The following is a 1,207-nucleotide window of genomic DNA, read 5'->3' on the forward strand; positions in this document are numbered from 1 at the left end:
TAAGCAAGCCGCTACACCACGCATAGAAACTACAGTATCTGCTTCCCAGTGGCCAAATTCCGTGCGTAGTTGGACTGCCTCTGGCCGCAAATCAATGGTTCGATTAGCGAAAAACGCACGGTCTACTCGAATTTTAGACCCAGTTGATTTTACTTTGTAGCGTCTACCATGATGACGCAGCATCTTCATATTAAAGTTGATTATTTTCGAATAGATCCAATTGTAAATCGTTGTTCTACAAACTTTTACACTGCGAACAGCGTTTACAATTTGTTCTGGTGAATATTTCATATTTAGATACTTCAATATTGTTCTAGTATTATGGATTGTTGCTTTTGTTTTAGTACCACAGTTCTGCTTCCGCATTCTTGCAATATTTTGCGCACTTGTTGCTTGATAGCGCAGTTTTGCAGTGCTATTGCGTCCTCTTTGTTCGCTACCTCTTTTGATTTCTCTTGAGATAGTTGAACGGTGACGATCCAGTCTCCTTGCTATCTCCGCTTGCGATAGACCTTCATCAAGGTATGCCTCAATCTTGCCACGTTCTTCTGCTGTTAGGTGAGCGTATGCCATACTCAGTCAGTCCCCCTGCCCTTGTTTAAGCCAACGACCCCAGATGATTTGACAATGAACCTTCACAGATATGAAGATGACTTCCTCCAAAGCACTCACTTGTAACCAAGTCAGTCCGCCCGAACAAGGGTATCATATCTGTGTTCATTATCAAATCGCTACATCCACTATAACCCCTCACAATGCGTCATAAATCCCATCTTATTGAGACAACAACTACGAAGCATCGTATATCAAATAAACAGACCCACAATTATTGTTATCACCCAAGAGACAAAAAGTACAGTATCAACGGTAATCAATGATTGTAGTAATTTGTTCCCTGATTTTTCTTTTGTGGTTACTAAACCGCTTGCTACAGCTAGAATAAAAATTGAAGCATTAACTGCCGTGTTGTAGTCAGTATTTTTATTGAAAAAAGTATAAAAGTACCCAAGCAATGCGAGTAGTAATGCCACTAATGAAATTACCGAAAACGTTATGTTCTTTCTTACATCTGTTTGCTTTTGATTGTCCATTACATACCTCCTGCTTTTCTCTCATTTCCTCCTAATTTAACAAAAATATCGATTATCATGTTACCTCTGATTGTACCATATCCTTAAGCCTAAATTGGATTTGAGTCAATACCTCG

Annotated in this window: 2 protein-coding genes; both read right to left on the bottom strand. The window is 39.3% G+C overall.

All coding sequences use genetic code 11. The annotated features are described in order from the left end of the window. A partial coding sequence (locus BAU16_RS13680) for an IS30 family transposase (RefSeq protein WP_237579220.1) occupies positions 1 to 573 on the bottom strand: 573 nt, incomplete at its 3' end. Between the two features lie 233 nt (positions 574 to 806). Then, positions 807 to 1,091 carry a hypothetical protein gene (locus tag BAU16_RS06525; RefSeq protein WP_161526752.1) on the bottom strand — a complete coding sequence of 95 codons (285 nt, stop codon included), beginning with the start codon at positions 1,089 to 1,091 and terminating at the stop codon, positions 807 to 809. Positions 1,092 to 1,207: the final 116 nt, after the last annotated feature.

The organism is Enterococcus sp. JM9B, assembly GCF_009933265.1.
Classification (GTDB): domain Bacteria; phylum Bacillota; class Bacilli; order Lactobacillales; family Enterococcaceae; genus Enterococcus_C; species Enterococcus_C songbeiensis.

Coding starts and splice junctions, on each gene's coding strand:
- BAU16_RS06525 (WP_161526752.1), bottom strand. CDS start 1,091: ATGGACAATCAAAAGCAAACAGATGTAAGAAAGAACATAACGTTTTCG.